Source organism: Pedobacter polysacchareus (assembly GCF_019802255.1).
In the GTDB taxonomy this organism is placed as follows: Bacteria; Bacteroidota; Bacteroidia; order Sphingobacteriales; family Sphingobacteriaceae; genus Pedobacter; species Pedobacter polysacchareus.
Genome location: NZ_JAHYSS010000002.1, coordinates 258,536 through 274,197 on the forward strand (window position 1 = coordinate 258,536; position 15,662 = coordinate 274,197).

Consider the following 15,662-nt stretch of genomic DNA (forward strand, 5'->3'; position numbering starts at 1 on the left):
TGTTAAAAAATGGTATTATTACGTTGGTAGATGAACAGGAAAAACGAATTTTTAAACAACTGATTCATAAAGATATGCAGTTCGAAATGTTAAAAGATAAGTCATCAATCATCAAGGTAATTGGTGTTGGTGGCGGTGGTGGTAATGCGGTAAACCATATGTACCGTCAGGGAATTACAGGTGTAGACTTTATTATTTGTAATACAGATGCGCAAGCATTGGAGTTTAGTCCGATCCCTAATAAGGTACAATTGGGTGCTAGCTTAACAGAAGGAATGGGTGCAGGCTCAATTCCTGAGGTAGGAAAGAATTCTGCTATAGAAAATATAGATGACATCAAACAAATGCTGGGAAGCACCACAAAGATGTTATTTATTACTGCCGGAATGGGCGGTGGTACCGGAACAGGTGCAAGCCCAATCATTGCAAAAGCAGCGAAAGAATTAGATATATTAACCGTAGCCATCGTGACTACGCCATTTGCCTTTGAAGGTAAACGACGTAAGATGCAAGCCAATGATGGTTTGGATGAGCTGAAAAAATATGTGGACTCTTACCTGGTGATCTCGAACGACAGGTTAAGGGAGATTTTTGGTAACCTGACTTTAGGTTCCGCATTTGCCCAGGCAGATGATATCTTAACTACCGCAGCCAAAGGAATCGCCGAAATCATTACAGTACCTGGATATATCAACGTGGATTTTAAGGATGTGCGTACGGTGATGAAGGACAGTGGGGTTTCGATCATGGGTAGTTTTGCTTGTGATGGCGAAAATAGAGCATTAAATGCAGTGGAAGGCGCTTTGGCTTCTCCATTGTTAAAAGATAATGAGATTGAAGGTGCCAGATATATTTTATTGAATATCAGTTCAGGATTACGTGAAGTAACGATGGATGAGGTGACCATCATCACAGACTATATTCAGGACAAAGCGGGGTTATCTGCAGACCTGATCTGGGGTAACTGTATCGATGAGAACCTGGAGGATAAATTATCGGTAACGATTATTGCCACTGGATTCCAGACTACGGAACAACGTGATGAAGAAAAAAAAAATGTAAGAAAAGTTTCTTTGCTTACGCCTGAAGAAGCTCCATTGGTGAAGCCGGTAGAACCAGTAAATTCTTTTATCGCACCAAGACCGGAAGCTTATTCAAATGAGCCGGTTATGAAAACTAAAGAAGAGATCAAACAGTCTGATCTTTTTGGTGATCTGTATGGCAACAATAAAAGGGGATATCAGGAGCCAGACAATAATGGCATCGTCAGACATACTTTAGTGGAAGAAGAAGCGGTGGCTGAAGAACAGCAGGATCCTTCTTTTGAGTTTGAAATTAAAGTAGCTGAAACTGATTTTACCTTTGAAAAACCAGAATCTGTATTCCATAATAATGTGGAGCCGCAGCGTCAGGAAGTGGTGGAGCAAGGAGCAGATGATGATAAAAATGATGATTCTATCGAAGATCAGTTGAAAAAATCTAAAGAGCGTATCTTGAGATTAAAAGACCTGAGTATGAAACTGAGAACCAGCAATGGTTTACAGGAACTGGAAAACGAGCCGGCTTATAAACGTAAGCAAATGCAGTTGGAACAGGTTCAGCATTCTTCAGAATCCCAGGTTTCAAGGTTTACCTTGAGTAATGATGAAGAGGGATCTACAGAGATCAGACCTAATAACTCATTTTTACACGATAACGTTGATTAACCAGTCGATTTAAATATTTGAAAAGCCTTAGCAATTTTATTGTTGAGGCTTTTTTGGCATAATAATCGTATGGGAAGGGCAAGCGGACTAAAGCGCTTCCAGGTAAAATTGCTATTACAGCAGATTAACCTTAAATTTGCAGAAAAATAAGATACATAACATTTAAATAAATACACATTGGATATTTTTGATAAAGTAGCAAAACGCATGGGACCGATTGGTCAGCACCAGAAATGGTCACATGGATATTTCTCTTTTCCTAAATTAGAGGGGGATATCGCACCTCACATGAATTTTCGTGGCAAAGAACATTTAGTTTGGAGTTTAAACAACTATTTAGGATTGGCAAATCACCCTGAAGTTAGGGAAGCGGATAAGCAGGGTGCGACGGATTTTGGTATGGCATACCCGATGGGTGCAAGGATGATGTCTGGTAACTCTAAGTACCATGAGCAAATGGAGCAGGAATTGGCTGAATTTGTTGGGAAAGAAGATGCATTTTTATTGAATTTCGGTTACCAGGGTATGGTATCGATCATCGATTGTTTAGTAGATAGAAATGACGTGATCGTTTATGATGCGGAATCTCATGCCTGTATTATTGATGGTTTACGTTTACACATGGGTAAGCGCTTCGTTTACCAGCATAATGATATTGAAAGTGCACGCAAACAATTAGAACGTGCTACTAAACTGACTGAACAATCTGGAGGTGGTATTCTTTTGATCACTGAAGGTGTATTTGGTATGTCAGGTGCACAAGGTAAATTGAAAGAATTAATTGAATTGAAAAAAGAATTCGATTTCCGTCTTTTGATTGATGATGCACATGGTTTTGGTACTATGGGTCCAACAGGTGCGGGTACTCATGAAGAGCAAGGCTGTATTGAAGGTGTAGATGTGTACTTTGGTACTTTCGCAAAATCAATGGCAGGTATTGGTGCATTCGTTGCCTCTACACAAGAATTAACTAACTATTTCCGCTACAATATGCGTTCGCAGACTTTCGCGAAGGCTTTGCCAATGCCAATGGTAATTGGTTTATTGAAAAGATTAGAGCTGCTTAAAAATAATCCAGAGTTAAGAGAACGTCTTTGGTTGATCGCAACTACCCTTCAGAACGGTTTAAGAGAACGTGGTTTTGATTTAGGGATCACCAACACGATGGTGACGCCGGTGTTCTTAAAAGGGGAATTGTTAGAAGCTACGGCATTGACCATGGATTTACGTGAGAACTACGGTATTTTCTGTTCGATTGTAGTTTATCCAGTGATTCCTAAGGGATTAATTGAGCTAAGGTTGATTCCAACCGCTGTTCATACTTTGGAAGACGTACAGCGTACTTTAGACGCTTTTAGCGAAGTGTCTGAGAAGTTGAAAACAGGTTATTATAAAGAACATCAGTTCTCTATGGCTTAGGCTATTTTATAAGAATTTAGGAAAGACTGCTTTTTTTAAGGCAGTCTTTTTTTTGTGTCTAAAAATTAGTTTTCAAAAGCGCTTTATTTATTGTCTGAAAATCTTTTTTTTATAGAATAAACACCTTACTTTAGTAATAGAGTATCAATCAAACCATTAAAAACTAAAAAGGAGTAAATTAACGATGAAAAAATTTAATGAAGCAAAAGAACTTGTTGCTGCTTTAGAAGCAGATGCAGACAAATTCTACAACAAAGCTAATAGCGCTGCTGGAACACGTGTTCGTAAAGGTATGCAGGATCTTAAGAACTTAGCTCAAGCGATTCGTTTGGAAGTTCAGGAAACTAAAAACAAAGACGCTAAATAAGCTTTTTGATTCAAAAAAAAGCGTCCAGGCAACCGGGACGCTTTTTTTATGGAATATGGTTTTTACAGCTTCGCTGTTTCTATGCTTTTAATGATGTTTTAAGCAGTAATTCTGTTGGTTTCTGCAATGATTGCTTTGCGCAGGGAGTCAGTTACCTGTACCAATGGCAAACGTACATAGTCGTCACATACACCTAATTGTTTCAATGCTGCTTTTACGCCACCGGGATTTCCTTCTGCGAAGATCAGTCTGGTAAACTCGATTAAGTTCAGATGTAATGGCGCTGCGGCTTTAAAATCACCGTTTAGACACAACCTGATCATGTCGGATAATTGCTGAGGCAAAGCGTTTCCTACTACAGAAATTACCCCTACTGCACCTAAAGCGATCATTGGCATTGCTACCGGATCATCACCTGAGATCAGCATAAAATCTGCTGGTTTATCACGCAGGATCTGGTTGAACTGATCGAAACTTCCAGACGCTTCTTTTGTACCAATGATATTTTTGAAATCATTAGCTAAGCGGCAGGTCGTCTCAGGACTTACATTGCTGCCTGTACGGCCTGGTACATTGTAAAGAAACACAGGTAATGCACTGGCTTCTGATACGGCTTTATAGTGTTGGTAAATGCCTTCCTGAGTTGGCTTATTATAATATGGACTGGCTGATAGGATCGCATCATAACCACTCACTTCGAAATCTTTTATACTTTGGGCAAGTTCAGCGGTATCATTTCCTCCGATACCAGCTACAAGCGGTAAACGGCCATTGTTAATTTCAGCAGTAAATTCCCAGATCTTCTTCTTGTCGCTCTTATTCAGTGTTGATGCTTCTCCCGTTGTACCTAAAGATACCAGGTATTCTACTTTTCCTTCAACGAGGTGATTGATCAGGTTTTTAAGGCCTGTATAATCCACTGTTCCGTCTGCATTAAATGGGGTGACCAATGCCACACCCGTTCCGTGAAATTTGTTCATCTTTTTTATTTACTTCAATAACGCTAATAGGTCATCCTGTGAAATCAGGGGGACATTCAATTTATTTGCCTTTTCCAATTTGGAAGGTCCCATATTATCACCCGCAACAAGGTAGTTGAGTTTTGCGGAAATGCCGCTCAGGATCTTACCACCATTGCTTTCAATTATCTCTTTGAGTTCTTCCCTACTGTAATTTTCAAAAACTCCCGAAATTACGAATGTTTTTCCAGTTAATTTGTCACTTTGTAGGCTAATTTCTTTTTCTACCACTTCGAACTGCAGTCCATAAGACTTTAAAAGCTCAATTTGGTGGATGTGTTCCGGTTTTGCGAAGTATTCTAGGATGCTTTCTGCAATTCTTTGTCCGATTTCATCAATTGCAACGAGTTCTTCCAGGGTTGCAGTCATTAACTTGTCGATATTTTTAGTTCCAACAGCCAGTTTTCTTGCAACAGTTTCTCCGACATATCTGATTCCTAATCCGAAAAGGACTTTTTCAAAAGGCATCTGCTTGGAGTTTTCAATTCCTTTCAGCATATTTTCAATAGAACGATCTCCGAAGCGTTCCAATGTTTTCAAATCTTCTGATCTTTCATGCAGGGTGTAAAGATCGCTGATGCGGGCAACCAGTCCTTTTTGATAAAAGGTTTCAATAGTTTCATCACCCAATCCGTCAATATTCATCGCCTTGCGGCTGATAAAATGCTGGATTCTACCTACGATTTGCGGCGGACAAGCTTCGTCATTAGGGCAGTAGAAAGCCACTTCTCCTTCTTTCCTGATCAATGGGGTATTACATTCCGGGCATTGCGTCAGGTAATGTATTTTTAAAGCTCCTGGCTTACGTTTTTCCAGGTTTACATGGATGATTTTAGGAATGATCTCTCCACCTTTTTCTACAAATACGGTATCACCTTCATGAAGATCTAGTCGCTCGATCTCATTTGCATTGTGCAGGGTAGCTCTTTTTACTGTTGTTCCGGCCAGCTGAACTGGTTTCAGGTTGGCCACAGGGGTCACTGCACCAGTACGTCCTACCTGATAAGTTACTTTCTCCAGGATGGTTTCTACTTCCTGTGCTTTGTATTTATAAGAAATTGCCCAGCGTGGAGATTTGGCTGTAAAGCCCAATTCCTGCTGCTGCGCATAGCTGTTTACTTTGATCACGATTCCATCAATATCATAAGAAAGTTTGAAACGCTGTTCTTCCCATTTGTGTACAAAAGCAAGTACGTCATCGATGGTACTGCTCAGCTCAGTATGCTCGCACACATTAAAACCCCAGCTTTTTAAGCTTTCTAAACTTTCCCAATGCGTTTTGAAATAGTTTTTATCGGTATTCAGGGAATATAGGAAACAGTCTAATGGACGTCTGGCTACTTCTTTAGAATCCTGCATTTTAACGGTTCCTGCGGCAAAATTTCTAGGGTTGGCATATTGTACCTCTCCAAGCTCTTCACGCTCTCTGTTGAGTCGATCGAAGGCAGCACGGTGCATAAATATCTCCCCTCTGATCTCAAATAGCGGAGGAACAGTTTCATTTTTTAACTGATGAGGGATGTTACTGATGGTTTTGATATTGGTGGTTACATCATCGCCTTTGGTACCATCACCACGGGTAACGGCACGAACCAATTTGTTGTTTTCGTAGGTTAAGCTGATGGAAAGTCCATCAAACTTAAGTTCACATACATATTCAAACTGATCTCCAATTGTTTTCCGAACGCGTTCGTCAAAATCGCGTAGGTCTTGTTCGTTATAGGTATTTCCCAGTGAAAGCATTGGCCATCGGTGGGCAACGGTTGTAAAGTTTTTGGTGATCTCCCCACCAACTTTTTGGGTAGGGGAGTTGGGATCTGCGAATTCTGGATGTGCTTTTTCTAATTGCTCCAGCTCTGCTAATTTCTTGTCGAACTCGTAATCTGCAATGGTAGGCATTGCCAATACATAATAATTGTAACTATGTTGGTTAAGCTCCTTAACCAATGCTTCCATTTTGTCTTTGATCTCCATAAGCGGCATAAGACAAAGATAGAAAAATCAGTTTATAAAGGGGGTAGATTGCCTGCTATGCGCTTAAAAATCTCCAGGTATTCCGGCTCCAGGGCGTCTCGGTAAATGATCAGCTTTTCGGTGAGCATTTCTGTCTGTGCTTCCGTAAAAGGATTTGGCCAGATGCGCATACAGATTCTATTGAGTGCATAAGAGATGTTTTCGATTTTTTGATAGCTAAATAGGTAGCGGCTTGTGATGAAGTTATCCAGGAATTTTATGAAAATACGGGTGTCTGTAACTCCGCAGTTTTTTAAGAAAAGTTCAGTGGCTTTTGTATCAGATTTGATGAGCTGTTCGTAGAAAGTATGGATGTTGATCAGCCCTTTGACGGTCAGAAGATGGTCTAAAACCAGTTCAATGCCAATATGTGCCAGGAAAAAAGGTTTCACCGGACTGTTTTCACAAGCAGGTAAAATCAGTTGTTTCAAGGCATGCGTTTGTACTTTGAAGAAGTCTGAGTTGTGAAAAACCCGATCGACTTCCAAGTGTCTTTCCCAGCCTTTTAATAGCGAATGCTGAATTGGATCCCCTAAGAAAAGATGCTTTTCTTTTAGTGGATAGAGGTTAATTTCTTTCTGTGCATTTTTGATCAGATCGGGCAAAATGACGCCTAAGACGATGTTTTCGTCAGGGTTGTCTCGTTCAAAATAGTAGTGGGAAAGAAAGTTCATCGCTTTAAAAGTAGCTATTTTTGTTCAGTTTCGCCCTTTTTGAAGGGGATTGAATTGCTTCATAACCTCAGCTTCTTCCATATTTGTCTTATATTTGCGACAAACTAAGGAGATACATAATGACCAATTTCGTTGAAGAGCTACGCTGGAGAGGCATGTTGCAGGATATAATGCCTGGTACTGAAGAAAAATTAAATGAAGGAATGACATCGGGGTATATCGGTTTTGATCCAACTGCAGATTCATTGCATGTGGGCCACCTGACTCAGATCATGACTTTAATACATTTTCAACGTGCAGGACATAAACCTTATGCTTTGGTAGGCGGAGCAACAGGAATGGTTGGTGACCCTTCAGGTAAATCTGATGAACGAAACCTGCAAACGGAGGATATGGTAGAACATAACCTGGCTGGGATGAGAAAACAGCTGTCGAAGTTCCTTACGTTTGAAGCAGCTGGAAACGGTGCGGTAATGGTGAACAATGCAGACTGGTTTAAGGATATGAATCTTTTTACTTTTATCAGGGATGTAGGCAAGCACATTACTGTGAACTATATGATGGCAAAAGATAGTGTAAAGAGACGTCTTGAAGGTGATTCAGGTTTGTCATTTACAGAGTTTTGCTACCAGTTGATCCAGGGTTTCGATTTTTACTATTTGTGGAAACACCACAACTGTTTAGTTCAGATGGGTGGATCAGATCAGTGGGGAAATATCGTAACAGGTACTGAATTGATCAGACGTAAAGATGCAGGTACTGCCTTTGCAGTCACTACAAAGCTGATTAAAAAAGCAGATGGGACCAAATTCGGAAAAACAGAAAGCGGTGCAGTTTGGTTAGCACCAGAGAAAACTTCTCCGTATAAATTCTACCAGTTCTGGCTGAATGCTTCAGATGATGATACTAAAAAATGGATCCGAATCTTTACTTTAAAAACAAGAGAAGAAATTGAAGCCTTAGAAGTTGAGCATGATGCAGCACCACATCTGCGCATTTTGCAGAAAGCATTGGCGGAAGACATCACGGTGAGAACACATTCTGAAGAAGCTTTAGAAACTGCGATCAAAACTTCTGAGTTTTTATTCGGTAATGGTTCTTTAGATTTCTTTAAGACTTTAAATGAAACACAGGTGTTAGAGATTTTTGAAGGTATTCCTCAGTTTGAAATTTCAAAAGAAGAATTGATGTTAGGTATTGATGCGGCAACTTTATTGGCAGAGAAATCAGCTGTGCTCGCTTCAAAAGGAGAAGCTAAGAAATTGATTCAAGGCGGTGGGGTATCTGTAAACAGAGAGAAATTGAAAGATGCTTCAGAGGTCATTGGTTCGGAGCACCTTTTGAATGATCAGTTTATCATTGTGCAAAAAGGAAAGAAAAACTATTTCTTGCTGACTGTTAAATAAGAAAGATATAGCATAAAAAATCCCGGCCTGATCAGGACCGGGATTTTTTATGCACTCCTAGTTTACGGAGCGTCTGAAATGAACGTTATAATTAGTTACTGAACGAGCAGGTTACAGCCCCTGATATCCGCATTGTCGAAGCGGCCTAATACCTCAAATGAGCCATCAGGGAACAGACGACCTAAATCTTGCGTCGCGATAAAAGAGCAGGAATTTACATTGGAAAGATCGATCACATTGATCCCACCAGTACTTTTATTGTCGACCAGACTTAGCGGATCATTGGTGTCACGCAGATAAATTTTCATCCATGGCGGACAATTGAAAATACCAGCTCCTTTGGAATACGCCTGACCTAATAATTCGGTCATGCCATACTCACTATGGATATCGGCTACACCGAAACCTTCCTGCAGCAATTGATGCAGCTCTTCCCGTACCATCTCTTTTCTTTTTCCTTTCATTCCGCCAGTTTCCATGACTACCAGTTCCGGGAAATTAATTTGATACTTTTCTATAAAGTCCAGCAGGGCATAAGTGACTCCGATCAGGATGGTCTTCTGACCGATGGCCTGCAGTGTGGTTAATTTTTGATGTAATTCTTCATGGTTGTGCAGGAAATAACCACTATCCGGATGTTTGCTGTCTCTGATTAAAGCATCTACCATATAGATCAGCGAGGATCCTTCTCGTTCCAGATAAGAGGGCAGTAAAGCCAGAAAACAAGTGTTTTCAATACTGCCATAAAACTGCTCAAATGCTAAGGTAAAACTCTGGTCGTAGACTGATAAGTCGGTTACCAGGTGTTTACTTTGCAACATTCCTGTAGTACCGGAGCTGCTAAATGTAATCTCTACCGGATCTTTGCTGCTCAATACTTCATGGGTTTTGAAAAAACTGATTGGCAGAAAAGGAATTTCTTTGGCCGATTTGATGGCCTCAGGCTGTACCTTAAGATGAGAAATGTAGGCTTTATAAACGTCGCAGTTTTCTACCTGGTGTTTAAATACCTCCAGGCAGGTTTCTTCAAACTGTTCATTATTGGAGATAGAAAATATTTGCTTGATTAAGTTCTTCACCCTGCAAAAATACACAAGAATGCTTTAGTTGGCGGGTTGATTTTTATTTAGTAATGCTTTTCTGAACTGATAGCCGCAAAAACCGCTGACAGCAGCTGCAAATGCACCTAGTATAGTCGTTAGTGCCAGCACTAGATACCAGCTTTTTACGCCAATCATTTCTGCCACACGGCCAGCCAGTATATGGTCGTTGGGGATACTTTTAAAAAGAGCCATTCCCAACCAGAGTAGTAATATGGCGAAAAAAGGAGCCCATAAAGATATTTTTGCTGTCTTGCCGATCAATCCGCAGGTAGCGAAAGAAATCACGATGATAATCCACCATGGAAGTACCATTTGCAATAGGAAGGACAGGATGAGTATGACTAGAAAAACCATTGGCTTATTTTTTGGTTATTTTTAAGGTAGAAATTATTTTGGCAGCAGGATCATTTGGGCTTTGCATGAAATAAAGATCATACAATTTGCCGCTGGCCCAGGTATCGATCATGTTGTCATAGAAGCGACTTCCAGGATTTCCTGATTGTCCACCAGGAAATACCCCATGTCCTTTAGGATTTTTGCCGAGTTCGATGACCATTCTCCAGGAGGGACCATTAGTTTCACTCAGGGCGTTGATGGTCATTTTTCCACCACCTGTCATCAATACTTTAGAACCAAACCCTGGAATTTTGGCAAGGTGTGGCACATTGCTATGTTTCACATTTGCCCATGCCCATTCCATGCTGATGGCACCATATTTTCTTTCCAGGCTGTCGCATGCATATTTGAAAGCCTCATTCACGGCGTCATTCAAGGTTTCTTTTGCCGGGGTATTGATGTTATCAAACCATTTTGAATTTGGTTCTTTTTGGATCAGCTGAACTGTACGATCCCTGGATGGGAAGCGCATTGGAACAGCATCCACCGTAAATTCATCATTCCAGATGTTGAACATCAGTCTTTTTGTCCATAGGTCGAATACGCTGGCTCCAACAGATTCGGCGCCATAATATTTGTTCCATCCTGAGGTGATCCTGAAAGCTTCTTTTTGTGTCGCATTGAGCCCTGGCTGATCGACAAGCGGGAGGATATATGGCAGGATGTTTTGTGCGTAGATGCTATAGGAATCTGTTTGCATTAAGCGTATACTATCGGCCGTGGCTTTAGTCATGGCAGTCAGGCGGTCGTTGATCCTTTTACCACGTTCATATGGACTGAATTCCCAATTGATGTAATACGGGTAAGTTTGATCCGTAGAAGATTGGTTGGCAGAGCTGACAAAGTTTCTCGATGGATTTTTAACTGTTGGATTTTGCAAGGCAGGAATCCATCCTTGCCAGTCATTTTTAGGGTCTGTTCCGTCTAAGATAAATTTCCCCTGGTCTTTCCATTTCAATGGGAATTTACCATTTGCGGTGATGGAAATGTCATTGTCTGCGGAAGCGAAGACAAAGTTCTGTGCTGGTGCAGTGTAATAAATGAGGGCTTTCCGGTAATCGTCGTAGTTTTTGCCTCTGTTTAATAAGTAAAAGGTTTTTAGCTCATTGGATTTCTCATGTGCAATCCAGCGAAGTGCATTTCCAATCGGCACATTTGCAGCTTTGGAGAAGTCTTTAGGCTTTTGAAGGTAAACTACGGGACCATGATGGGTATAGAATACGGTGTCGACTTCCGTTTTTTCTCCGAGGATTTTTATCTCTTCCAGTCGGCTGCTGGTATTTTTCCATTGGTTGTCGTACCAGTAACTTTTATGGGTATTGTCTTTGAACTTGATCTGGTAGAAATCCAATACATCTGCGGCCACATTGGTGACACCCCAGGCGATGTTTTGGTTGAAGCCAATCACGATTCCTGGTGCCCCAGGAAGGGATACTCCGTAGGCATTTAAGCCGGGTGCATGGAGTTGGATCTGGTACCAGATGGAAGGCAAGGTGAGGTCCAGATGGGGATCATTTGCCAGAATAGGTGATCCGGAAAGTGTTTTTGCTCCGGATATTGCCCAGTTATTACTGCCGATACCCTCTATTTTCTCCTGGGTTTTAATATTCGCAGTAGTCATTTCTGTAAATGCAGCAGGAGGAGTAGGAATTGGGAGTGGCTTGAAATCCCATTTTGTCCCTACAGGGATGATTGGATCTTCTTTGAATGGATAATCAGGAAATAAGTCTTTGACTACTTCAGTGCCAAATTTCTTCCGGATATTGGTCATGTAAAACTCGTCGGAACCCATGGCCAGCACTGCCGACATCTGTTTTAACAATAACGCACATTTCAGTGGAGTCCAGTCTTCTGGTTTAAAATCTAATATTTTGTATTCTAAAGGGAGTTTAGCTGTATTCAGGCTATGGATATAAGCATTGATACCTGCTGTATAGGCCAGAATCATTTCTTTAGATTTCGGGTCTGCCATCATGCCTTCCAGCGATTTCTCTGCGCCATATACCATCCCCATTCTACGTTGATATCTGTCGAGTTCTATGGCTTTTTTGCCGACTACTTCTGATAAGCGTCCGGCAGCATAACGTGTCTGGAAATCCATTTGCCACAAACGATGCATTGCGGTCACGTAACCCTGTGCATAATATACATCATGGTCGTTTTCCGCAAAAATATGGGGGATCATACGATCGTCAAACGCAATATCTACGTTCTGTAAGGTCCCTTTCAGCGCCAGATTTGTTGTAGAGGAAATGGCTTTATTTTCTGCGTTTTGCCAGAATCCAGTGAAAGGATTCAGAAATTTAAGTAGCGGAGGAGTATTCCCAAACTTTGTATTCAAGGCATACGCGAGGAGTATGGGAATAATCACGCAAACCAAGGCTTTTAATTTATTCATCATGATTGAATTAAATGTACGCTTTATCTTGTCAATAAAAGGGAATAGATTTTTTGTGCCTTCGCAATTTAACATAAAACTTAATTCATTTAAAATGAAAATTAGATTTCGTCAATTAAATTGTGTACAAAATTCAGTTTGGATAATTAAAAAATTGTATTAATTTTAAGATAAATTAACCAATTATAAATTCTCGAGTATGAGCAAAACTTTTACAAAAACGATCCTCACGTTTTTATTGCTGTGTATGACCGCCGTATTTGCACAGGCACAAAATGTGATCATTAGTGGGACAATTACTGATAAAATCACTAAGGAGCCAATACCAGGTGTTGGGATTACCGTTAAAGGCACTACCTCCGGCACAGCAACGGACATCAATGGAAAGTACAATTTTAGTACTTCGCAGAAAGCTCCTTTTATTTTGGTCATTTCCTATGTAGGATATGCGCCTATCGAGAAGCAAATTACAGGAAACGCATCAAATGTAGATGCAGCAATGGAACAAGTGGGTATTCTGGGACAAGAAGTGGTTATTTCTGCTTCAAGAACACCAGAGCGTATTTTAGAATCTCCGGTTTCGGTAGAAAGAATGGGTGCTACTGCCATCAAAGAAATTGCCGCGCCGTCTTTCTATGACGCTTTATCGAACATGAAAGGAGTAGAGATGAGTACACAAAGTTTAACTTTTAAATCTATCAATACTAGAGGATTTAACTCCAATGGAAATACACGTTTCAATCAATATGTGGATGGAATGGACAATCAGGCTCCAGGACTAAATTTTTCTGTGGGCAACATTGTTGGGATCAACGACCTTGATGTAGATAATGTAGAGCTGTTACCAGGTGCTTCTTCGGCATTGTACGGGGCAGGCGGAATTAGTGGTACTATGCTGATCACGTCAAAAAATCCTTACGATTATCAGGGCGCAAGTTTTCAATTTAAAAGCGGGATCAACCATGTGAATGATGGGACTACTGATGTACAGCCTTTCAATCAGCTGGATGTTCGTGTGGCGAAAGCATGGAACAATAAATTTGCATTCAAAGGAAGTTTCTCTTTCCTGCAGGCAGAAGATTGGCATGCCAACAATTACACCGATTTTGACCGTGCTGCACGTAAGGTAAAAGAGGGGAATAGAATTTCAGATCCTAACTATGACGGGATTAACGTGTATGGAGATGAAGTAAGTCAGAATATGAAAAATGTGGCTCAAGCGGCTATAAACGCTGGAACTTCCGGTTTTGTACAGCAAGCCCTGGGGTTGTCGGCCCCACCAACAGCTGCTCAGATTGCTGGGTTTAAATCTAATCCGGCTGGTTTAGCCGCTTTAAATGGCTTTTTAGGAACAGACCCAAGGTTTAGACCTTTTGTTGCAGGATTGGCAAATCCAGCATTACTCCCTGATCAGGCGGTATCCAGAACAGGTTATGAAGAGGTAAGTTTGGTAGACTATAAAACACAGTCGCTGAAAGCTTCCGGTGCCTTACACTATCGTTTTTCGCCAACTATTGAAGCGATTGCACAGGCCAACTGGGGAACTGGAACATCTGTATATACTGGCTCTGACCGCTACTCACTGCGTAATTTTAGCATCGGACAATATAAACTGGAATTAAAAGGCCAGGATTTCTTCTTAAAAGGATACACCACTCAGGAGCGTTCCGGAGATTCTTATATCTCTTCTATTTTGGGTAGTTATATCAATGAATCTTCTAAGAAATCAACAGATTGGTTTCCTGAATATGTAGGTAATTTTATCGGTGCAAAGGCATCAGCTCCGGGCGTAACAGACGCTCAGGCACATGCTGCGGCAAGAGCAGCAGCAGATAGAGGCAGATTCCAGCCAGGATCTCCTGAGTTTGAGGCTGCAAAAGATAAGATCATGAATACTACTATTGCCAGTACAGATTTCAAAAAAGGCATTTATGGAGCTAAATTCAATGATAAAACCAATTTATATCATTATGAAGGCATGTATAATTTTACGAATGCATTGAATAATGTAGTGGAATTACAAGTAGGTTCTTCTTATCGCATGTACCAGTTGAGGTCTGGCGGTACAATTTTCGATGATCTTAACAACAGTATCGACATCAATGAATACGGTGCATTTGCTCAGATCGGTAAGAAATTCTTTAATGAAAAGGTGAAATTAACGTTCTCTGGCCGTTATGATAAGAGCTCTAATTTTGACGGCAGGTTTACGCCGAGGATCACCGGTGTATTCACTGTTGCACCAAATAACAACATCCGTGTTTCTTATCAAACTGGTTACCGTAACCCAACCACACAGAATCAGTACATAGATTTATCTGTGGGTGGTGGTTCTCAGCGATTGATTGGTGGTTTACCAGCAAGTTTGAACAAATATGAATTGCTGACCAATAAGCCTTATACCGATGTGAGTTACCGTGCATTCTTAGCTTCTGCTTCAGCAGGTGCACCAAATCCAGCTTTATTAAAGGCTTATGATTTTGATGTTAAAGGTGTTCGTCCGGAAAGTGTACAAGCTTATGAATTGGGTTACAAAGGCTTGTTAGGTCCTAAAGTCCTGATTGATGCTTACGCTTATTACAGCATTTATAAAGATTTCATTACTGCTGTTGATGTGTATCAGAATAGAGATGGTGCTTTCACCAAGTTTGGAGTTCCGGTAAATGCGACAGGAGAAGTGAAAACTTATGGTGGTGCTATCGGTCTGGATTATCTGATTGGTAAATATAATTTGAGTGGTAACGTTTCTTACAACAAGATCGGTGATCTTCCTGATGATTATATCAATGATTTTAATACGCCTGAATTCCGTTATAACTTAGGATTTGGTAACCGTGAAATCATCAAAAATGTAGGCTTTAATGTGAACTGGCGCTGGCAAGGTAAATTCTACTGGAACTCTTCTTTTGCTTCAGGAGAAGTACCTGCATTCAGTACACTTGATGCACAGGTGAACCTAAAAATCCCTTCGGTGAACTCTATGATTAAGATTGGCGGCTCTAACATATTGAATAAATACTACTTCACTTCTTATGGTAATCCTTCTGTTGGAGCGCTGTATTATGTGTCTTATGTATTCAATCCATAGTCTCTCGTTACTTTAAATTTGAGAAACCCTGGCAGGAATGCCGGGGTTTTTTATTCGCTAAGGTTTTAGCTAC

General features: G+C 40.7%; 11 protein-coding genes. 5 read left to right on the forward strand and 6 right to left on the reverse strand.

The features are described 5' to 3' along the window. The first annotated feature begins 74 nt into the window (after nucleotides 1-74). The 3 genes from ftsZ to K7X70_RS04980 all read left to right on the forward strand — a co-directional run bounded on the left by ftsZ (nucleotide 75) and on the right by K7X70_RS04980 (nucleotide 3,492). Complete coding sequence (gene ftsZ / locus K7X70_RS04970; RefSeq protein WP_222536020.1) at nucleotides 75-1,706, forward strand: cell division protein FtsZ; 1,632 nt, start codon at nucleotides 75-77, stop codon at nucleotides 1,704-1,706. A 177-nt stretch (nucleotides 1,707-1,883) separates the two neighbouring features. After that, nucleotides 1,884-3,125 carry an aminotransferase class I/II-fold pyridoxal phosphate-dependent enzyme gene (locus tag K7X70_RS04975; RefSeq protein WP_222536021.1) on the forward strand — a complete coding sequence of 414 codons (1,242 nt, stop codon included), beginning with the start codon at nucleotides 1,884-1,886 and terminating at the stop codon, nucleotides 3,123-3,125. Nucleotides 3,126-3,309: 184 nt separating this feature from the next. Further along, nucleotides 3,310-3,492 carry a BF3379 family histone-like protein gene (locus K7X70_RS04980; protein WP_062547107.1) on the forward strand — a complete coding sequence of 61 codons (183 nt, stop codon included), beginning with the start codon at nucleotides 3,310-3,312 and terminating at the stop codon, nucleotides 3,490-3,492. Nucleotides 3,493-3,590: 98 nt separating this feature from the next. Here K7X70_RS04980 and dapA read toward each other — a convergent pair whose 3' ends face one another. From dapA to K7X70_RS04995, 3 genes are read right to left on the reverse strand one after another with little or no spacing between them, the layout of a single operon-like run. Next, nucleotides 3,591-4,472 (reverse strand): 4-hydroxy-tetrahydrodipicolinate synthase, encoded by an 882-nt coding sequence (dapA, locus tag K7X70_RS04985; RefSeq protein ID WP_222536022.1) that lies wholly within the window; start codon nucleotides 4,470-4,472, stop codon nucleotides 3,591-3,593. 9 nt (nucleotides 4,473-4,481) lie between these two features. Continuing rightward, nucleotides 4,482-6,494, reverse strand: a complete 2,013-nt coding sequence (gene ligA, locus K7X70_RS04990) for an NAD-dependent DNA ligase LigA (RefSeq protein WP_222536023.1) — start codon at nucleotides 6,492-6,494, stop codon at nucleotides 4,482-4,484. A 23-nt stretch (nucleotides 6,495-6,517) separates the two neighbouring features. Beyond that, nucleotides 6,518-7,198 (reverse strand): ACP phosphodiesterase, encoded by a 681-nt coding sequence (locus K7X70_RS04995; RefSeq protein WP_222536024.1) that lies wholly within the window; start codon nucleotides 7,196-7,198, stop codon nucleotides 6,518-6,520. A gap of 119 nt (nucleotides 7,199-7,317) precedes the next feature. Here K7X70_RS04995 and tyrS point away from each other — a divergent pair, with 119 nt between their 5' ends. Then, nucleotides 7,318-8,604 (forward strand): tyrosine--tRNA ligase, encoded by a 1,287-nt coding sequence (gene tyrS / locus K7X70_RS05000; RefSeq protein WP_222536025.1) that lies wholly within the window; start codon nucleotides 7,318-7,320, stop codon nucleotides 8,602-8,604. A 95-nt stretch (nucleotides 8,605-8,699) separates the two neighbouring features. On the opposite strand, the gene K7X70_RS05005 is transcribed toward tyrS, so the two are convergent. Genes K7X70_RS05005 through K7X70_RS05015 form a run of 3 tightly spaced genes read right to left on the reverse strand, consistent with a single transcriptional unit; the run spans nucleotide 8,700 to nucleotide 12,504 of the window. Beyond that, nucleotides 8,700-9,683, reverse strand: coding sequence for a LuxE/PaaK family acyltransferase (locus K7X70_RS05005; protein ID WP_222536026.1), 984 nt, complete (start codon nucleotides 9,681-9,683; stop codon nucleotides 8,700-8,702). A 24-nt stretch (nucleotides 9,684-9,707) separates the two neighbouring features. Continuing rightward, a complete protein-coding gene (locus K7X70_RS05010) occupies nucleotides 9,708-10,061 on the reverse strand; it encodes a hypothetical protein (RefSeq protein WP_222536027.1) in 354 nt (117 codons plus the stop codon). A 4-nt stretch (nucleotides 10,062-10,065) separates the two neighbouring features. Then, nucleotides 10,066-12,504, reverse strand: coding sequence for a penicillin acylase family protein (locus tag K7X70_RS05015; protein WP_368388279.1), 2,439 nt, complete (start codon nucleotides 12,502-12,504; stop codon nucleotides 10,066-10,068). Nucleotides 12,505-12,700: 196 nt separating this feature from the next. On the opposite strand from K7X70_RS05015, the gene K7X70_RS05020 reads away from it, so the two are divergent. After that, nucleotides 12,701-15,589, forward strand: a complete 2,889-nt coding sequence (locus K7X70_RS05020; protein WP_222536028.1) for a TonB-dependent receptor — start codon at nucleotides 12,701-12,703, stop codon at nucleotides 15,587-15,589. Nucleotides 15,590-15,662 lie beyond the last annotated feature (73 nt).